This window comes from Desulfobacula sp., from assembly GCF_021107415.1.
The window spans coordinates 1-3,458 of sequence record NZ_JAIOSW010000128.1 but is presented as its reverse complement, the minus strand read 5'-3'; the positions used below and the strand labels follow the sequence as shown (position 1 = coordinate 3,458).

General features: G+C 41.1%; 4 protein-coding genes and 1 pseudogene. 3 read left to right on the top strand and 2 right to left on the bottom strand.

The window, feature by feature from the left end:
- Both K8S13_RS06800 and K8S13_RS06795 read left to right on the top strand, forming a co-directional pair.
- On the top strand, positions 1–817 hold an 817-nt coding region (locus tag K8S13_RS06800), incomplete at its 5' end, for a DNA integrity scanning protein DisA nucleotide-binding domain protein (protein ID WP_291461451.1).
- The gene (locus K8S13_RS06795; RefSeq protein WP_291461448.1) at positions 814–1,173 is read left to right on the top strand and encodes a hypothetical protein; all 360 of its coding nucleotides are present in this window, start codon (positions 814–816) and stop codon (positions 1,171–1,173) included. The genes K8S13_RS06800 and K8S13_RS06795, both read left to right, overlap by 4 nt.
- On the opposite strand, the gene K8S13_RS06790 is transcribed toward K8S13_RS06795, so the two are convergent.
- A complete protein-coding gene (locus K8S13_RS06790; RefSeq protein WP_291461446.1) occupies positions 1,163–2,050 on the bottom strand; it encodes a DMT family transporter in 888 nt (295 codons plus the stop codon). The genes K8S13_RS06795 and K8S13_RS06790 overlap by 11 nt on opposite strands.
- Before the next feature lie 67 nt (positions 2,051–2,117).
- On the opposite strand from K8S13_RS06790, the gene nagZ reads away from it, so the two are divergent.
- Complete coding sequence (nagZ, locus tag K8S13_RS06785; RefSeq protein ID WP_291461444.1) at positions 2,118–3,122, top strand: beta-N-acetylhexosaminidase; 1,005 nt, start codon at positions 2,118–2,120, stop codon at positions 3,120–3,122.
- Between the two features lie 12 nt (positions 3,123–3,134).
- Here the strand turns inward: nagZ and K8S13_RS06780 are convergent.
- Positions 3,135–3,458, bottom strand: a pseudogene (locus K8S13_RS06780) (tRNA (adenosine(37)-N6)-threonylcarbamoyltransferase complex transferase subunit TsaD); the annotation flags it as partial.

Sequence of the window (3,458 nt, the reverse complement as noted above, 5' to 3'; positions counted from 1 at the left end):
TACAGATCCACAAAGGCTCAAAGAAATATCATTCATCGCCAAAATTCAAAAACATGAACGCCCCGTCATCAGCAATATAAAGCATATCAGAAAACTTTTGGTGGCGGTTGAAAATTCTGAAAGAAAGCTGGTGTCAGACGGCCATACCATTATAGGAATTACGGATTATGACATTCCGGATTATGCCATAACAGCAGAATTCAATGGAGACCACGGATTTTTAAAGTTGGGGAATGAAAAGATTGCCTCTTTTTTTGACGGCAGTTTTCATTCAACTACCCGGGAAGCAAAAATGGTTGAATTAGAGGAACTTTTGTTGGATTCAGACCTTGATACGGAAAAATCCACGCTTTTATTTCAACTTATTTCACACCTTGTTCATAGCGCAGGAAAAGGAAGGCATGGCTGTACGCTGGTGATTGACTTGAATAAGTCTCCTACACCTTTATCCGGCCATGTGCTGGAACCGTCTTTAAACCTCCTGGAACTAAAAAATATTAAACTTGCCTGTTCTCTCTTAAAGATAGATGGTGCTGTTCATATTACATCGGATTTGTGTATCCATGGATTCGGATGTTTGCTGGATGGAAAAACCATTAACTGGGAAAATATGGCAAGAGGTGCAAGATATAATTCTGCCTTACGATTTTCTGCTGATCACAACCGTGTTATTATCGTGGTTGTTTCAGCAGACAGACCTGTATCCATTATTTATAATGGTATTGAGATAAACGCTTTCAGCTATTGGAAACCAGTGTATCAATATACACCGGAACCTGTGAGCCTGGAAAAATATTTAAATGGAGTAATATTATGACACATCAAAACGATCACAGTCACGATCATTCCCACGACCACGACCATAATCACCCACACGATCACGATCATTCCCATTCCCACGACCATAGTCATTCCCACGACCATAGTCATTCACACAGCCATGAGCATGAGCACAGTCATCCCCATGAACTGACTTTTGAGCAAAAGCTTGAGAAATTGTTTGGTCACTGGATTGATCACAATGAGAGTCACAAGGATACATTTTTGACCTGGGCTGGGAGGGCAAAGGATGCTGGACTTACCGAGGTTACAAAAAATTTAGAAATGGTCGGGCAACTATCCGAAGATGTCACCCGACAACTTAAAGAGGCATTAAAGAATCTTAAGGGATAGGGCCTTGGGATTTTTTGATATACAATTGTGATATCAATATGCCTGCCAGCATTAGTGTGCATCCAAAAATGGCACGGCCTGAAAAAATTTCATTTAAGATGATCCAGCCGCCAATGGCTGCAACAACTGATTCAAGGCTTAAGATAATTGCAGCATGGGAAGCAGGGCTGTTTTTTTGCCCGTAAATCTGTAGTGAATATGCCACCCCCACAGACAATACACCCCCGTAAATTAAAGGAATGGATGCGCTTAAAATATCTGAGAGAATAAAGGTTTCAAATCCGACTGCCACTAACAGGCTTAAAATTGTGCAAACCATGCATTGGACCAATGAAAGCTGTGCTGCATTAAACCGGTTGGAAAATCTTCCGATAATGATGAGATGGAAGGCAAAACAGATGGCTGAAAAAAGAACCAGAAGATCACCAAAGTTCATATCCAAGCCTTTTGTTACACTTAAAAAATACATGCCGATGCTGGCAAGAACTGCCCCAATCCATGTTCCTGCAGAGGTTTTGTCCTGTTTGAAAAAAAGATTTAAAAAGGGAACGATGATAACATAAAGTCCTGTAATAAACCCGGCTTTACCGGCTGTTGTGTATACCAGTCCCACCTGTTGGAATGAAATACCGAAAAACAGGAAAATACCCGAGATGATGCCTGATTTTATAAGGCCATCATTGGTTTTGCCGGATGTTTTTTTTTGTGTTAAAAAAATAACGGGCAATAAAGAGAGGCCTCCCAGGGCAAAGCGAATACCATTAAAGGTAAACGGACCGATATGATCCATTCCGATTCTTTGTGCAACAAAGGCCAGACCCCAGATGATTGCAACAAATATTAATATAAAATCTGATTTAAAAGTGATAGATTTCATGGTATCCAAATATATGTAAAAAAAACACTTTTTAATATTTAAAACTATGGTTCGTCAAGGAAATAACATGGATAGAGGCATAATTTCTCAAAAAGAAATGGCCGGGCAGCGATTAATGCTGGGATTTGACGGCATTGAACTGAACGGGGATTTAAAACATATCATTGGTGATATCAAAGCCTGTGGTATCATACTATTTAAAAGAAATATTGAGACCCCGGAACAGGTGGCATCCCTTTGTGAAGCCTGCCGGGATTATGCAAAATCATGCGGCATTCCCCCTCTGTTTATTGCTGTAGACCAGGAAGGCGGGGTAGTTGCAAGACTTAAGGAACCTTTTACAGTGTTCAAGGGGAATCCCTATATTGAATCTGTTCGGGATGCCGGCAATTTTGCTTCCATCACAGCAGATGAACTAAAACAGGCCGGAATTAACATGAATTTTGCCCCGGTTCTGGATATTGCACCCGTTGGGAAGGACAGCATTATGAAAGACCGGGTGTTTAAGGGAAAAGCAGAAAATGTTTCAACCCTTGGTATGGAAGTGATCCATACCCTTCAGGAAAAAGGCATCATGGCTGTGGCCAAGCATTTTCCGGGTATTGGCAGAACCATTAAAGATTCCCATTTTCATCTTCCCGTGCTGGATATTGATCTTGAGACTCTCAGGCAATCAGACCTGGTTCCGTTTGTGGATGCAAAAGACGAGGGCGTTGCAGGGATAATGTTGTCTCATATTTTATACCCCCAGCTTGACAGCCAGTGGCAGGCAAGTTTGTCTCCCTTTATTGTCAACGAGTTGTTACGCAATCAAATGGGATATGATGGTCTTGTGATGACCGACGATCTGGACATGAAAGCCATTGAGCATGATATGAACACCTGTATCCGGCAGATTTTGAAATCAGGAATTGATATGGCCCTGATCTGCCACAAGGGACCCGATATTGATCTTGCTTATCATGAAATCATAAGACTGCTCAATGGGGAAGAAAATCTTTATAAAATGGGAAAAGAATCGCTTGAAAGAATATTAAGGGTTAAGAAAAAATACCTGACGGACCCGGTTTAATCATGGTTTAATCTATTTGTTTCTTGAAAACACATCATGGTCAAGCCTGCATGTGTTGCCTTGTTGAATCATGGTGTATCCTCTTGCTGCGATCATGGCAGCATTGTCTCCGCAAAGTTCAATGGGGGGAGAAAAAACTTTGATGTTTTTGGCTTTTGCTTTGCCGGATAATTTTTCCACAAAGGTTTTGTTGGCAGATACACCGCCTGCAATACCAATGCGTTGACATCTTTTATATAAAGCTGCATTAATCAGTTTTTGTGAAAGTACATCAATGACGGCTTCTTGAAATGAGGCGGCAACCTGTGCTTTTTCATCTTCTGTTGCGATGTTGTT